Source organism: Afipia massiliensis (assembly GCF_014203115.1).
In the GTDB taxonomy this organism is placed as follows: Bacteria; Pseudomonadota; Alphaproteobacteria; order Rhizobiales; family Xanthobacteraceae; genus Afipia; species Afipia massiliensis.
This window is the reverse complement of record NZ_JACHIJ010000001.1, coordinates 959958-973496: the sequence shown is the minus strand read 5'-3', so window position 1 is coordinate 973496 and position 13539 is coordinate 959958. Positions and strand designations below refer to the sequence as shown.

11 protein-coding genes are annotated in these 13539 nt (G+C 59.5%); 8 read left to right on the top strand and 3 right to left on the bottom strand.

Going from position 1 to position 13539, the window contains the following annotated elements; genetic code table 11:
- Nucleotides 1–5: 5 nt before the first annotated feature.
- Both HNQ36_RS04430 and HNQ36_RS04425 read right to left on the bottom strand, forming a co-directional pair.
- Entirely contained in the window at nt 6–782 is a 777-nt protein-coding gene (locus tag HNQ36_RS04430; protein WP_184082696.1) for an SDR family oxidoreductase, read from the bottom strand.
- 24 nt (nt 783–806) lie between these two features.
- Nucleotides 807–1505, bottom strand: a complete 699-nt coding sequence (locus tag HNQ36_RS04425) for a GntR family transcriptional regulator (protein ID WP_184082695.1) — start codon at nt 1503–1505, stop codon at nt 807–809.
- A gap of 178 nt (nt 1506–1683) precedes the next feature.
- On the opposite strand from HNQ36_RS04425, the gene HNQ36_RS04420 reads away from it, so the two are divergent.
- From HNQ36_RS04420 to kce, 5 genes are all read left to right on the top strand, one after another.
- Complete coding sequence (locus HNQ36_RS04420; protein WP_046829177.1) at nt 1684–2940, top strand: ABC transporter substrate-binding protein; 1257 nt, start codon at nt 1684–1686, stop codon at nt 2938–2940.
- A 107-nt stretch (nt 2941–3047) separates the two neighbouring features.
- Nucleotides 3048–3926: a branched-chain amino acid ABC transporter permease gene (locus HNQ36_RS04415; protein WP_184082694.1), complete on the top strand. Its 879-nt coding sequence runs from the start codon at nt 3048–3050 to the stop codon at nt 3924–3926.
- An 11-nt stretch (nt 3927–3937) separates the two neighbouring features.
- On the top strand, nt 3938–6457 hold the full coding sequence (locus HNQ36_RS04410; RefSeq protein WP_184082693.1) for a branched-chain amino acid ABC transporter ATP-binding protein/permease: 2520 nt from the start codon (nt 3938–3940) through the stop codon (nt 6455–6457).
- 16 nt (nt 6458–6473) lie between these two features.
- Nucleotides 6474–7415 carry a 3-hydroxyacyl-CoA dehydrogenase gene (locus HNQ36_RS04405; RefSeq protein WP_184082692.1) on the top strand — a complete coding sequence of 314 codons (942 nt, stop codon included), beginning with the start codon at nt 6474–6476 and terminating at the stop codon, nt 7413–7415.
- A 37-nt stretch (nt 7416–7452) separates the two neighbouring features.
- Complete coding sequence (gene kce / locus HNQ36_RS04400; protein ID WP_046829180.1) at nt 7453–8376, top strand: 3,5-dioxohexanoate:acetyl-CoA acetone transferase; 924 nt, start codon at nt 7453–7455, stop codon at nt 8374–8376.
- Between the two features lie 43 nt (nt 8377–8419).
- Here the strand turns inward: kce and HNQ36_RS04395 are convergent, their stop codons facing one another.
- Nucleotides 8420–9511 (bottom strand): helix-turn-helix transcriptional regulator, encoded by a 1092-nt coding sequence (locus HNQ36_RS04395; protein WP_246395253.1) that lies wholly within the window; start codon nt 9509–9511, stop codon nt 8420–8422.
- A 166-nt stretch (nt 9512–9677) separates the two neighbouring features.
- Here HNQ36_RS04395 and HNQ36_RS04390 point away from each other — a divergent pair, with 166 nt between their 5' ends.
- Genes HNQ36_RS04390 through HNQ36_RS04380 form a run of 3 tightly spaced genes read left to right on the top strand, consistent with a single transcriptional unit; the run spans nt 9678 to nt 13506 of the window.
- The gene (locus tag HNQ36_RS04390) at nt 9678–11882 is read left to right on the top strand and encodes a TonB-dependent receptor (RefSeq protein ID WP_184082691.1); all 2205 of its coding nucleotides are present in this window, start codon (nt 9678–9680) and stop codon (nt 11880–11882) included.
- Between the two features lie 14 nt (nt 11883–11896).
- On the top strand, nt 11897–12265 hold the full coding sequence (locus tag HNQ36_RS04385; RefSeq protein WP_184082690.1) for a hypothetical protein: 369 nt from the start codon (nt 11897–11899) through the stop codon (nt 12263–12265).
- Nucleotides 12265–13506 (top strand): MFS transporter, encoded by a 1242-nt coding sequence (locus HNQ36_RS04380; RefSeq protein ID WP_184082689.1) that lies wholly within the window; start codon nt 12265–12267, stop codon nt 13504–13506. The genes HNQ36_RS04385 and HNQ36_RS04380 overlap by 1 nt, the downstream gene beginning before the upstream one ends.
- Nucleotides 13507–13539 lie beyond the last annotated feature (33 nt).

The following is a 13539-nucleotide window of genomic DNA, read 5'->3' as shown; positions in this document are numbered from 1 at the left end:
ACGCCTTAGCCGAGCATTTGCGTGTCGCCGCAGATCGAGATTGCCTGGCCGGAAATGGTCCGGCCCTTCGGGCTGCACATGAAGACGACCTGGTCGGCAATCTGCTGTGGCGTGACATAGTCCTTGATCGATGTGTAGGAGAAGGCAGTTTTCTCCATTTCGGCGAAGGAGATGCCGCGTTGCTGCGCCTTTGCTTCCAGCACGCGCCGCTGCCTGTCGCCGGCGACAAGGCCGGGCAGGATTGCATTGACGCGGATGTTGTCCGGGCCCAGTTCGATGGATAGCGATTTCGAAAATCCGATCACGCCCCATTTGGCTGCCGCATAGGGCGTCCGCATGGCAAAGCCGAGGCGCCCGGCCGCAGAAGAAATATTGACGATGGATGCGTTTTTGCTTTCACGCAGAAATGGCACCGCCAGTCGGGCGCAATTGAACTGTCCGGTCAGACAGATCTGAAGGCAGCGATCCCAGTCTTCGGGATTCATCTCGTCCACCTTCGCAGTCGGTCCGGCAACGCCGGCATTGTTGACCAGCACATCGAGGCCGCTGAGGGCGTTTGTGGTTTCCGCGAACAGCGCCTTCACCGAGTCCCGATCTGCAACGTCACACACGGTTTGCGTCAGCGACGGATCGCTTGCTTTCAGCGCTGCGAGCGCCTCAGTGTCCACGTCGCAGATGTGAACCTTTGCGCCTTCTCCTGCAAAGGCTCGCGCGATGGCGAGGCCAATCCCGTTAGCGCCCGCCGTCACCAGCACGCGCAATCCCTTGATGTCGAGGTTCATGCCATCTCCAGACGATAACAACTATTATTCAGCAAGACCGCCACGCGACAGAATGACTTCCGCCGCGTTGCTGATGTCGGCAGCAACTCCCTCGCGCGCACCGGCTTCGTCGCCTGCCTTGATGGCAGCGAGCACCCTGGCGTGGAAGCGTACCGCATCGCCCTTCGCCAGCCGCTCGGGATTGGCGCGCAGGTCGAGATTGATGACCGGCCCGGCTTTGAGCCAAAGCGCGCGGATGATGTCCACCAGGGTGGCCGAGTGCGCCGCCTCATACACCGCGAAGTGAAACGATTTATTGAGTTCGACCGCGCGGGGTAGGTTCGGCTTGGCGGCGCGGCTCTCAGAGCGCATTGCAGCCTCCGCGCGTGCGATCGCCTTGAGGTCGTCGTCGTTACGATTTCCGGCGGCGAGAGCCGCCACGTGGCCTTCGATTGCAATGCGTGCCTGCGTCAGATCGCGAAACTGTGCCGCAGTCATCAATCGCACGCGGACCGCACGGTTGGGGGTGACTTCGAGCGCGCCGTCTGCGACCAGCCGGGAGACGGCTTCGCGCACCGGCATAATAGAGACACCGAGCACCTCAGCCGCCTGACGAAGCGAGATTTTCTCGCCCGGCGCCATCCGGCCGGAAATCAGCAAATCTGAAAGTTGCGCATAGGCACGTCCGCCCAAGGTCTGTCGATCTAGCGGCTCAACCAGATCAAGCGCGGCGGGGCGGTTCATGGCCGTTGATCCTGCGGGATATACAAAAAGCGAAACAAGGGACTCGACAACGCTGGTTTCCTTTGTCAGTCTAAGTGTGATCACAGATCACGGCAAGCGATATAAGCGCCCCTACAAACGCGCAACGCCCAGCCGGAATAAGCGCCGCGAAACGCGGCCGTCACAGGGAGGATGGCTTATGTCGACCAAGGACAAATTCACGCGACGTACGTTGCTGAAGACCGCCGGCGGCCTCGCGCTGGTGTCTGGAATTTCTGCGCCGTCGATCCTGCGGGCGCAATCCGCCGATGTCATTCGCATCGGTCACCTGACGCCGCGCACCGGGTTTCTCGGCCCGCTCGGCGAATACGCCGTGATGGCGGCCGATCTCGCGGTCGAGGAAATCAACGCGGCGGGCGGCATGATGGGCCGCAAGGTCGAGCTACTGAAAGAAGACTCGGTCAATCCGCAGACCGCCTCCACCAAGGCCGAGCGCATGATTGAGCGGGACAAGGTCGCCTGCATCATCGGCGAGATTTCCTCGGCATCGTGCCTCACCATCGCGCAGGTGGCATCGCGCAACAAGACGCTGTTCATCAACACCGGCGGAAACTCCGACGCGCTGCGTGGCAAGGACTGCCAGCGCTACATGTTCCACGTCGAGTCGCAGAACTCGATGTATGTGAAGACTGTCGGCCGGTCGTTCCTTCAGGAAGGCTTGGTCAAGGGCAAGAAGTGGTACTCGCTGACGGCGGACTATGCCTTCGGCCACGATCTGCTGCGCGTCGCCAAGCGGTTCATGGAAGGCAATGGCGGCCAGTTCGCCGGCGACGATCTGGTGCCGACTGACGCCACGGACTTCTCGGCCTATCTGCTCAAGATCCGCGATTCCAAGCCCGACCTCGTCGTGATCAATCTTGCGGGAAACCAGATCACCAACTTCCTCAAGCAGTATGCCGAGTTCGGCCTGACCTATCCGGTCGGCGGCTTCGGTTTCGACACCGCGCTGGCGTGGGCGGCAGGTAAAGGCAATTTCGTCGGTACATGGCCTGTGGTCTGGCATCACCTCATCGATACGCCCGGTTCCAAGGCTTTCGTCGGAGCCTTCACCAAGAAGTACAACAAGCCGCCGGAAAATCAGGCGTGGGGCGACTACGTCGCCACCAAGATCGTGGCGCAGGCCATCAACGAGCTGAAGTCGGCGGAATCGCCGAAGATCATCGCGCATTTTGAGAAGGGCGCGAAGTTCGATTTGCTGAAGACGCGACCGGGTTATTTCCGCGCCTCGGATCATCAGTTGATGCACGAGATGTATGCGGTGAAGGCGCTGCCGGCGGCTCAGGTCAAGAACCAGTGGGATATCTTTTCGTCGAGCGGTCCCGTACCCGGCCCGAACGAAGATCTCGAAATTATTGCGGCTACTAAAGAAGAGAACAGTTGTACGTTCCCGTCGTAACTCCGATTTGATGCGATCCTCCGGGGCATTCGGGGGATCGCGCTTTCCTCTTCCTTTTCTTTCGGCACACGTGTGGCGCGTGACCCATTGATCGCGGGGCGACGACAATGTCCGGCATATTGCTCGCGCAGCAGATTCTCAACGGACTGCTCGACGGCGTTTACTATCTGCTGATCGCGCTCGGTCTCTCGTTGATCTTCTCGCTCGGCGGCATCGTCAATCTTGCGCACGGCGCATTCTTCGCGATTGGCGCCTATCTGACGCTAGTGATCTCGCCTTATCTCGGATTCGGCGGCGCGCTGGTGCTGTCGCCGGTGGCGGTGGCGCTGCTTGGCGTGGTGATTGAGCGGCTGCTGTTCCGGCGATTCTACCGCTCCGATCCCATTCTTTCGCTGCTGCTGACATTCGGGCTTGCGATGGTAGCGGAGCAGGCGCTGCGCATGATCTTCGGCGCGCCGCCGCTGTCCTATTCGATTCCGCAGGAGTTGCGCGGGCAGGTCGTGGTCGGCACCTTCATCTATTCGTTCTACCGCGTCGTGTTGCTCGGCATCGCCACCGCCTGCGTCGTCGGGCTGTGGGTGCTGCTGCGGCTGACCGCGTTCGGTCGGGTGGTGCGCGCGGGCGTGCAGAACCCGGACATGGTGGGCGCGCTCGGTATCTCACTGCAGCCCTATATGTCCGCCGTCGCGGCGCTGGGGATCGGCCTTGCAGGGCTTGCTGGCGTGCTGCTCGCGCCGATCTACGCCGTGCATCCGGCGATGGGCAACGAAATCATCACGCCGGCCTTCGTCGTGGTGGTGATCGGCGGACTCGGATCTTTCTGGGGCGTCGTTGTCGCGGCATTGTTGGTCGGACTGGTGAAAGGCGTGATGGTCGGCATCGGCTACTCTGCGGCGTCCACAGCCGCGATCTACCTCCTCATGCTTCTGGTGCTTGTGTTCAGGCCGCGCGGCCTGTTCGGCGAACGCATCACCCGCTTCGAGTGAGGTCATCCGTCATGTTCCGGCGCATTCCTGTTCAATTGGTCATCGCGGCCATCGGTCTTCTTGTGCTGCCGCCGGTGCTGATCGCGCTCGGCCTGACGATGACGTCGGCGACGGAAGTCGTGGTGTTCGGCATCGCGTGCATGGGGCTGAACATTCTGGTCGGACACACTGGGCTGGTGTCGTTCGGCCATGGCGCATGGTTCGGGCTGGCGGCCTACGCGGCGGGCCTGCTTCAGCGCGATGTAATGCCTGGATCGTTCTTCGGTCCGGCGATCGGGGCCATTCTCATTATCGTCGTGGTCGCGGTGCCGTTCGGATTTCTCATCCTGCGGCGACGTGGGGTATATTTCTCGCTGCTGACGTTGGCGCTGGCGGCGATGCTGTATTCGGTGGCGTTCCGCTGGACCGACGTGACCGGCGGCGAGAATGGCCTCGGCGGCATCGTGCGGCCCGCGATCTTCGGCCTCGATCTGGATTCATCGACCGCCTATTATTGGTTCGTCGCGGCGATCGCCTTCGCGGTGCTTGTGCTGCTGTGGCGCTTTCATAATTCGACCGTTGGTACGGTGCTGGTAGCGATCCGCGAAAACGAACAGCGCGCGCGCTTTCTCGGCTACCCGACCAACCGCTACAAGCTGGCAGCGTTCACGTTGTCCGCGGCGCTGACCGGACTGGCCGGCATCCTGCTGCTGTACAAGAACCGGATGACATCGGCCGATCCGATTTCGGTTGCTTTCTCCGGCGAGTTGCTGGCGATGGTCGTGATAGGCGGCATGCGCAGCTTCCTCGGCCCCGCGCTGGGTGCACTGTTCTTTATTCTGTTTCGCGAATTTCTTGGCATCTACACCGAAAACTGGCTGCTCTGGCTTGGCTTGGTGTTCGTCGGTTTCATCGTTTTCTCACCCACGGGCCTGATTGGCGTGGGCGAGAAACTCCTTGCGCCGTTCCGCAAGAAAGTGACCGAGGACGCTGCGATGTCGGCGCGCAAGATCGAGGCGCTGCCGCTGCCGGAGTTCCTGCAACCAAAAGGCATCGTGGAAGGTCCTGTGCTGGCAGCCCGCGACATGGTGAAGAGCTTCGGCGGCATCAAGGCGGTGCAAGGAATCAATATCTCTGTCGCTGACCGGACGCTGCATGCGTTGATTGGCCCGAATGGCGCTGGCAAGACCACGGCGTTCAATCTTCTGTCCGGCATGTTCCCGCCGGATGAAGGCGAAGCGACCTTGATGGGTAAGCCTATCGCCGGCCATACGCCCGAAGAGATTGCCGAAGCGGGCATTGGTCGCTCGTTTCAGATCACGAATCTCTTTCCGGAATTAAGTGTCGGCGAGAACGTCCGTCTCGCGGTGCAGGCGAGGCATCCACGCCGGTTTGATCCATTCACCAATGCGTTGTCGATCGACGCCATCAATCGCGAAACCGACGAGGTCATACGCTATCTCGGCCTCGCTGGAATCGAGAAGGCCGAAGCAGGTGCGCTGTCATACGGTGGTCAGCGATTGCTCGATATGGGCGTCGCGCTGGCCACCGCACCTCGCGTGCTGCTGCTCGATGAACCGCTCGCGGGGCTTGCCGCTGCCGAGCGCGAGCGTATCGGCGCAATCATCAAGCGTATCTCGTCGGATCTGCCTGTACTGCTGGTTGAGCACGACATCGACCGGGTCTTTGCTCTTGCCGATCATGTGACCGTGATGAATGAAGGGTGCGTGCTGCTCGACGGAAGCGTCGAGGATGCGCGCAATAGCAAGAAGGTGCAGGAAATTTATATCGGGTCTGGCGCAGCAGCCGTCGCTGCGAAGCCGCGTGAAACTTCAGCGAAGGCCAGCGCTTTGCTCACTGTCGATGGCGTTGATACGTTCTACGGCAAGAGCCACATTCTCAACGGCGTGAACTTCACGTTGCATAACAATGAGATCATCGCACTGCTTGGCCGCAACGGAGCAGGTAAATCGACTTTGCTGAAAACGCTGGTCGGTATCGCGCCAGCCTCGAAGGGCTCGATCCGTCTGAGCGATGCTGAACTGGTCGGGCGTGCGTCCGCAGAGTGTGCGCGTCTCGGCATCGGTTATGTGCCGCAGGGGCGTGGGCTGTTCGCCGGTATGAGCGTGGAGCACAATCTCGAGCTCGGCGGACTAAAGCGGCAAACCGGCAACGGCGTGCACTGGACTCGCGAACGGGTCTACGAGTATTTCCCGCGTATTCGCGAGCGGCTGGACAGTCCGGCGGACTATCTATCCGGCGGCGAGCAGCAGATGGTTGCCGTGGCGCGTGCGCTGTCGGGTGACGTGAGAGTGTTGCTGCTTGATGAGCCATTCGAAGGTCTTGCACCCGCCGTCGTCGAGCAATTGTTCGAGGCGTTCGATCGCTTGCGCAAGGAAGTCGCGATTATCATCGTCGATCATCATCTTGATCTTGCGCTGGCTCTGTCGGATACGACCGTAGCGCTGGAACGAGGGCGCATCATCCACGAAGGTCCATCGAAGGCGTTGCGCGACGATCTCGATCTGCGACGCAAGGTACTGTGGCTGTAGAGATGAAAGAACAAGTATGCCCAATAGCAAAAGAAACGTCGCGATCGTCGGAGTTGGCCTGATTGGGCGAGCTTGGGCGGCGATCTTCGCTCGCGCCGGCTGGAACGTACGGCTCACCGATTCACACGCGCCGACGCTGAGCGCGGCACCCGGCTTGATCCACGAGGAACTGAGGGCGCTGAACCGCCACGGCCTTGCCGACGATCCCGAAGGCGCGATGGCACGGATTTCGGTGGCGTCGGATCTTGCCGATGCGCTGAAGGACGCGGAGTTCGTCCAGGAAAACGGTCCCGAGAAGATCGAGAAAAAAATCGCGCTATTTGCAGAGCTTGATCGCCTTGCTGCCCCGGATGCTTTGCTGGCATCGTCGACGTCGGCGATTGTCGCCTCGCGCTTTACGGAAAGTCTGAGGGGCCGTGCCAGATGCCTCGTTGGCCATCCTGTCAACCCGCCGCATCTTGTGCCGCTGGTTGAGCTTTGCGGTGCGCTGTGGACATCGCCTGAGACCGTGTCGCGTGCGCGCGAGATCTACCGCGCCATTGGACAAGTACCGGTCACCGTTAACAAGGAGATCAACGGCTTCGTTCTTAACCGGTTGCAAGGCGCGCTTCTGGCTGAGGCCTTTCGGCTGGTGGGCGAGGGTTATATGTCGGCAGAGGATCTAGACCACACCGTCAAGGATGGCCTTGGATTGCGGTGGTCGTTTCTCGGTCCGTTCGAAACCATCGAGCTGAACGCGCCCGGCGGTATCCCGGATTATTGCGCGCGCTATACAGGCTTCTATAAGGAGTTGGCAGCGGAAGCAGCCGGACCCGAGGTCTACACCAGCCCGAACGTCGATCGCGTTATTGCGGCGTGGCCGCATCAACCGACGACGGATCGTGTTGCAAAGTTGACAGCCAGCCGTAATGAACGGCTCGCGGCCCTGGTCGCGCACAAGGCCAAACAGACCGACTGATTTCATCAACGAACCTGCAGAAGAAAGAGACAAGAAGATGAGCCGAAAAGTCATCATCACCTGCGCCGTGACCGGCGCAATTCACACGCCTTCGATGTCAAAGGCGCTGCCGGTGACGCCGCAGGAAATCGCCGACGCCGCCATCGGTGCGGCTGAGGCGGGTGCGGCCATCGTCCATCTTCACGCGCGCAATCCTAAAACCGGTCAGCCTGATCAAAGCCCGGAAGCATTCGCGCCGTTTCTCAAGGTCATCAAGCAGCGCTCCAATGCCGTGGTCAATCTAACGACGGGCGGCTCGCCGACCATGACGGTCGATGAGCGGGTCCGGCCGGCGGAATTCTACAAGCCGGAGGTCGCGTCGCTGAACATGGGTTCGATGAACTTCGCATTCTTCGGCATGCTCAACCGCTTCAAGACCTTTGAACATGAGTGGGAGCGCAAGCACGTCGAGAACAAGGACATCGTTTTTCGCAATACGTTCCAGGATATCGAGTATGTGCTGAGCAAGCTGTCGGGAAGCGGGACGCGCTTCGAGTTCGAGTGCTACGACACCGCGCACCTCTATAACCTGAAGTATTTCCTCGATCAGGGATTGGTGAAGGCTCCGCTGTTCGTGCAGACCGTGTTCGGATTGCAGGGCGGTACAGGGGCGCATCCGGAAGACGTACTTCACATGAAGCGAACCGCTGACCGGTTGTTCGGTGACCAGTACGTTTGGTCGGTGCTGGGTGCGGGACGTAACCAGTTGCCGATCGCCGCGATGGCAGCGGCGATGGGGGGCAACATCCGCGTCGGACTAGAGGATTCACTATGGGCTGCGCCGGGCCGTATGGCGGAATCTAACGCCGAGCAGGTTCGTCTCGCTCGCAAGATCATCGAAGGGCTCGGACTCGAAGTCGCCTCGCCTGACGAAGCCCGTGAAATCCTTCATCTCAAGGGTGGCGATACACTTCAGGTTTGATGGATCGAGCCATAGTTCGATGCTTGGGCGCCGCAGGTCTCAGTTAGTCTGCGGTGCCGCTTGCGTTGACCAGGGCGATGCTTCGCGCCCGGGTTTCCCGAGGTGTTATTCCGAACCGCTTCTTGAAGGTGCGATTGAAGTACGACAGGTCACCGAAACCCAGATCAAAGGCGATGGTGCTGATCGTCCGCGGAGCGGCAACGGAGTTGAGCAGGAGTTGGCGCGCTCGCTCAAGACGGCGTTCAAGTACATAATCTGAGAACGTCCGGCCCTCCGCTTCAAACAGCTTCTGAAGATGCCTGACCGTGACGCCACGTGCTGTAGCGAAGCTGGTCAGCGACAGATCTTTTTCGGCGAGTCGTACCTCGATATCCGCTTTGATGGCGATCAGACTGGGTTGTGTCCTGTTAAGCCCGTTTCGTGGGAGATCTGGTGTGAGCCTCGCGATATCAATCATCGCTGACACAAGACTACGCATGTAGTCTTTAGCGAGCGATGCGAGAGCAGCTGAATCCATCGGCAGCAGCCCTCGCATAAGCGCCGCTGCATAGTGACCAAGGACGATCAATGCTCCGTTATCCTGGTTGATGCGCTCCATCCTGTTGATGTTCACGATACCCTGCGGGTCGGCTTCTTCCGATAAAATAAAGCAGTCGAAGCGGCTCACGCCGGTTGCGATGAATGTCGTTTCCTCGGTCGCGTCGAGAATAATCGCTTCGCGCTGGAAGCATGTCTTTCGCCGGTCCTGTTGCTCGGCAACGAGGATTCCGTCTGACGGCCGGATCACGACAATTCTGCGGGGTTCGCTTTGCGGCATGACTGAGCGTGCCGCAGGTTCGAAACAAGACATCAGTCCGAGGTCCGGCGTCATCCGCAGGATCGCTTTTGATTTGAACGGTGCAGATTGGAACGATCCGAGAGAGCCGCGCAGAGCGCTCTTCGAAGGAAGGTGCTGCTCCAGCCGCGTGCGTTGCGCCTCGTCGATGTCGTCAGCAACCATCCAGACCGGATGAAGTGAAGGGTCCGGTGCGAGATCTGCATCTGACTCGGACCGGAGTTGTCGCTGCTTTATCACATCGTCAGGATCAAGGTGAATTCGTTCGCTCCAGTCTGTGTATTTGAAATGCGAGTCCAAGAAAGCGGATCAAGTATTCGCGTACCGAAAGAATAGACGGGCCGTGAGAGAGTAAAAAGAAGCAAAGCGTCATTAACAAATACAATGGTTCTAAATTGGGGATCGTTGGCGCGCTGGTTCAAGCTTCTCATGACCCGCTAAACTCGATCGAACAATGCGAGCCAAAATGCGTATCCGTTACCCGATCCTGGTTGCTGCCGTGACCGCAATGTCCTCCCAGGCGCACTCTCAGCAAACTCAGAATACCTCCCAGCTGGACGAGATCACTGTCACAGCAGCGCGCGCGGAGAGGTCCATTTCCGATATTCCGCAGTCTGTTCAAATCGTGGGTCAGCAGCAGATCGAGGATCAGTTGAAGCAGAGCGGTAGCGCCTCGGCCGCACTGGCGAAACTGCTTCCTGGCTTTTCTTCCTCCACTCAAACCATCTCGGGCGCATCTGAGACCTATCGCGGCCGCGACCTTCTCGTGCTGCTTGACGGTGTACCGCTTAATACCCCGCTGCGGGATGTGTCCCGTATCCTTGCCTTGATCGACCTGAACTCGGTCGAGCGGATCGAGATGGTTGCAGGCGCTTCAAGTCTCTATGGGGCGGGCGCCACAGGCGGCACCGTCAACTTCATCACCAAGAGGGCTCAGGCCGGTCCGCCCCGGGTCACGGTGAACACGGCGCTGCGCGCCTTCACCGCCAACGTCGGCAGCTCACTTGCTCCGGAAGCGTCTGCGACCGTCAGCGGCAAGAACACCGACGGAATCGATTATGTGTTCGTTGGTACCGGCCGGGGCGCGCAAAAGACCTATGATGGTTATGGTCGCGAACTGTCGTCGGACGGAATGCTGGGACAGGGTGGCGGCGACCGTTTCATCAGCGGCAATTTCCTCGCCAAGATCGGCAAGGATTTCGACAACGGGAAGCGGTTTGAGGTCTCGGCGACCTCGATCTATCTCGACCAGCGTCCGCAATATCTGACCAACTACTCGGGCGCCTACGCACGGCCGGATTTCACCAAGCCCTATACGGGTGAGAGCGTGCTTGAGGATACGCGCTCGTTCTCGGCGCGTTACAACGATGCCAATTTTGCGCTGGGCAATGTCAACGTCGTCGGCTTCTATAACAACATCAAGAAGCGCTTCAATTATTCGGCGTTCTCTTTTCCCTATAACAATCCCGTTTATTATTCCGGCAATCCGGCCAGCCCGACCAGTCCGTTCAACCAAACCACGCTGTTTTCGGATCGAGGCGGCGTGAACCTGTCGATCGATACGCCCCTCGACCGGATCTGGAGCGGCGCGAAGCTCACATGGGGCAGCGATGTCATTTACGAGAAGACCTCGCAGGAGCTGACGAACGGCCAGGACGTGTTCACGCCTCTTACGCAGACGACAACGGCCGGATTTGCGCTGTTGCAGGTGCCGGTTACTGACAGACTGACCGTGCGCGGCGGCGTCCGCTACGAGTATTTCGATCTGAAGGTGGATAATTTCGTCCGGCCGGCGGCTTATGCGGCGCTGTCACCGGTCTTTGCGTTCGTGCTGCCGCCACTCAATGTCATCGGCGGGCAATATGAATACGCATCGCCGACGTATAATGCCGGCGCGACATTCAAGCTTAACGATCGTTCCGAGATCTTCGGCGGGTTCTCGCAGGGCTTCGCATTGCCTGATGTCGGTGCATACACGCGGCGTGCGGGTCTGAGCACAGCGTATGCATGTCCGATTGTGAACCCGAACTGTACTCCGCCAGGAGGGAAGACGATCAGCTATACGTCGATTGCGCCCGAAGCGCAGGTCGTCAACAATTATGAACTGGGTATTCGGGGCGGGGATGAGCGTTTTAGGGGCAGCTTGACCGGATTTGTCAGCACCTCTGAGCAGGGGGTCACCTTCGATCCGTTGACCAACAAGATCTCTCAGCAGAAGGAGATGATCTACGGTGTCGAGTTTATCGGCGAAATGGCCGTCACTAACCAGCTGTCGTTCGGTACAGTCCTTGGGTATCGCGAAGGTCGCTATGACAGCGACAGAAACGGCTCCCTCGACAGCTGGCTTCCCAACAACCGCATAGCAACGCCGTTCCGGGGCACGATCTTCACCGATTACCGTTTCGACAACGGCATCAAGGTCAGGCTGGAAGGCGAGGGATATACCGGGCGCCACGTTCCCATCAACACCGCCGGAACGATTTACCCGATCGGTGGCGGCATGACGATGAACGCGGCTATCAGCGGTCCCTGGCAGGGCGGAGAGCTTTACGCTGCCGTCAACAACCTGTTCGACACCCCGCTTGTCAATCCAACGGCAACGTCGGTACGCAATCTGAATGTTTACTCGTGGGGCCGGACCGCCACGGTTGGCTACCGGAGAACTTTCTGAGGTGATGGATCGACATGGTTAGCCTCGAAGTCGGACGGTTACTTTTGACGTTGCGCTTTCTGCCTCCCTACACGGAGGCAGATGAGCGTGACTATCTCGCTGCGCTCTCCGGGATAGGGAATCGCGAGGATCCGTTCATGCTTCTCACGCTGTTTGGAGGCGGGGGCAGGCTCTCGGCTGCCGGAGAACGGGCGCAAGCCCTCTGGTTCAAGGCCACGCGAAGCCGCCTCTCCGAGCGGTGTCTTGCCATCGCGATCGTCAGGCCGGACGCGACCAGAAAGATGGAGGAGACGTTTCAAAAGCTTTGGTCGATGCCGACCCGGGTCTTTCAGGATGAGCGCGCCGCCCGCGATTTTCTGTCCAGCTACGCGCCGGCTGCGTGATGTCGGGAATTTCCGCCACCGCTACGCCTGCGATCCATGGCCGAAAGCGACTTTTTGCCGTCCTAGCCGGTTTGTATCTTGCGCAGGCAATTCCTTCATACCTGTTTGCGGCTGCATTGCCGCCGATCATGCGCGAGGCCGGCGTGTCGCGAACCGCGATTGCCTATCTCAGCCTCTGGTTTCTGCCGCTGCTGCTGAAGTTCTTCTGGGCGCCCTATGTCGATCGCGTTCGTCCATTCGCGCGGGCGCATCGAGCGGGGTGGGTGATTATCACGCAGGCGGGCGTAATCATCAGCATTCTGTGCCTGATCCCGTTTGGTCCTACCAATGTCTGGGCCATTATAGGCGTAGGTATGCTCGGTTCGTTGCTGATCTCGACGCAAGACATTGCGACAGACGGCTACGCCGCAAAACATCTTGCACCGGAGGATCGCGCGATCGGCAATGCCATCCAGGGCGGCTCTGTCGCGTTCGGCGTGGTCATAGGTGGGACGCTAGGGCTTGTTCTCTATTCTCGCATCGGCTGGACCGGAATGCTCCTGACAATCGCGGGGTTTTGTTTCATCCCGCTCGCTGCGGCATTTGCCATGCGGGAAAAGGATCCCGCGCCTACGGGCGGACAGGCAGTTGATCGCCCGTCTTTGAAAGCTTTCTTTCGCAGGCGAGAGGTTCGCGATGGGCTGTGGGTCGCGCTGATCTACCGGATGAGCGAAGGCCTGGTGAAGGCCATGGAGGGCTCCTACCTCGTCGATGCTGGTGTGCCGCTCACCCAGATCGGTTACCTGTCCGGGATTGCTGCGACCACGGCGGGGTTGGCTGGCGCAGCCATCGCCGCTGTCCTGTTGCAGCGGTTTGGCACCGGCTGGACGCTGGGACTTCTTGGTTTTCTTAGAACGATTTGCTTTGCGTTGTTCGCCGCGCACGCCTTGGGCTTCATCACCGGGATCGTGCAAATTTTTGGAGCCGCGGGTTTCCAGACATTGATCCGCTACATGGAGATCGTTGCGCTCTATAGTCTGTTTATGGCGACGGCATCGAAAGAGCAGCCGGGCACAGACTTTACAATCCTCGCATGCGCCCAGCTTATCGTCTATTTTGCCGGATCGATGATTTCAGGAAAGATTGCGGATACTCTCGGATACGGGGCGTTGTTCTGTCTGGCCACGCTGCTTTCTTTTGTCGCCGTCGTGGCAACGATCAGGATATTGAATCGGAAGAAGCTGGAAGTCCGTCCCAATTAATAAGGATCTCACGTCTGTCTCAATGGTCGCGGA

Bases quoted from the DNA above. Each gene is read 5' to 3' on its own strand.
- kce (WP_046829180.1), top strand. From the start codon at position 7,453: ATGAGCCGAAAAGTCATCATCACCTGCGCCGTGACCGGCGCAATTCAC.
- HNQ36_RS04405 (WP_184082692.1), top strand. From the start codon at position 6,474: ATGCCCAATAGCAAAAGAAACGTCGCGATCGTCGGAGTTGGCCTGATT.
- HNQ36_RS04425 (WP_184082695.1), bottom strand. From the start codon at position 1,505: ATGAACCGCCCCGCCGCGCTTGATCTGGTTGAGCCGCTAGATCGACAG.
- HNQ36_RS04380 (WP_184082689.1), top strand. From the start codon at position 12,265: ATGTCGGGAATTTCCGCCACCGCTACGCCTGCGATCCATGGCCGAAAG.
- HNQ36_RS04420 (WP_046829177.1), top strand. From the start codon at position 1,684: ATGTCGACCAAGGACAAATTCACGCGACGTACGTTGCTGAAGACCGCC.
- HNQ36_RS04390 (WP_184082691.1), top strand. From the start codon at position 9,678: ATGCGTATCCGTTACCCGATCCTGGTTGCTGCCGTGACCGCAATGTCC.
- HNQ36_RS04415 (WP_184082694.1), top strand. From the start codon at position 3,048: ATGTCCGGCATATTGCTCGCGCAGCAGATTCTCAACGGACTGCTCGAC.
- HNQ36_RS04385 (WP_184082690.1), top strand. From the start codon at position 11,897: ATGGTTAGCCTCGAAGTCGGACGGTTACTTTTGACGTTGCGCTTTCTG.
- HNQ36_RS04430 (WP_184082696.1), bottom strand. From the start codon at position 782: ATGAACCTCGACATCAAGGGATTGCGCGTGCTGGTGACGGCGGGCGCT.
- HNQ36_RS04410 (WP_184082693.1), top strand. From the start codon at position 3,938: ATGTTCCGGCGCATTCCTGTTCAATTGGTCATCGCGGCCATCGGTCTT.